The following is an 839-nucleotide window of genomic DNA, read 5'->3' on the forward strand; positions in this document are numbered from 1 at the left end:
AGGCCGCCCCCCTCGGCGAGCGGCACCGCCTCGTCCCCGTCCCCGTCGACGGCCTCCACGAGACCCTCAGGGCCGCCGAGAAGGACTGGGGCGTCCGCATGTCCACCATGGGCCGCCGCCTCGACGAGGACCTGCCCTACTTCCTCACCGCCGCCGCCGCGGGCCGCCACACCGCCGCCCTGCTCGGCTGAGCCTCAGGCGGGCGCGGGCGCGGGCGCGGGCTCGGCCCCGGACGCCCCCGCCTCCTCGGCCTCCTCGGCGGTGTACGCCGAGGCGAACGTGAACGCCCGCGGGGACGGGCCTTGCTCGCGCAGGAGGGCGAGGCGCTCCAGCGCCTCCCCGACCGTCGGGATCCGGCCCGCCGGCACCCACCACAGGACCAGGTGCGCGCCCGCGTGCCGCCCGAACCACTCCCGGCGCCGCCGCATCGACTCCAGGTGCGGGCTGCGGTACACGAAGTCCCACAACTCCCCCGCCGACTCCCACACCGAGTAGTTGACGATCACGTCCTCGCCCGCCGGGCGCAACCCGGTGGCGTCGGGCTCCCCCTCCTCCGTCAGCCGCCACACGAACCCGGGCGCGGCGTCGGCGAGCGCGTTGACGGACTCCACCAGCGCGACGAAGTCCGCCATCCGCGGATCGTCCAGGGGGTACCGCAGCGCGGCGACGTTGAACTGGGCCAGCTGGAAGCGGGCGGGACGCGGCGCGGCGGCGGGGGTGTCTTCGCTCATGCGCCCCACTCCACCACGGCCGCGATTTCTATGTCAATGCTTATTGTTTTTAGAAGGCGGCTCCGCGTCCGCCGCCGCCTCCGCCGCCACGCAGCACCACCCCGGCCG

1 protein-coding gene and 1 pseudogene are annotated in these 839 nt (G+C 75.3%); one reads left to right on the plus strand and one right to left on the minus strand.

Annotation, left to right across the window (positions count from 1 at the left end; genetic code table 11):
• A pseudogene (locus tag E1200_RS33450) lies at positions 1-191 on the plus strand (DUF3866 family protein); the annotation flags it as partial.
• Between the two features lie 3 nt (positions 192-194).
• Here E1200_RS33450 and E1200_RS33455 read toward each other — a convergent pair.
• Positions 195-731: a DUF3291 domain-containing protein gene (locus E1200_RS33455; protein WP_131956701.1), complete on the minus strand. Its 537-nt coding sequence runs from the start codon at positions 729-731 to the stop codon at positions 195-197.
• Between the last annotated feature and the right edge of the window lie 108 nt (positions 732-839).

This window comes from Actinomadura sp. GC306 (assembly GCF_004348665.1).
Lineage (GTDB): Bacteria > Actinomycetota > Actinomycetes > Streptosporangiales > Streptosporangiaceae > Spirillospora.

Coding starts and splice junctions, on each gene's coding strand:
- E1200_RS33455 (WP_131956701.1), bottom strand. CDS start 731: ATGAGCGAAGACACCCCCGCCGCCGCGCCGCGTCCCGCCCGCTTCCAG.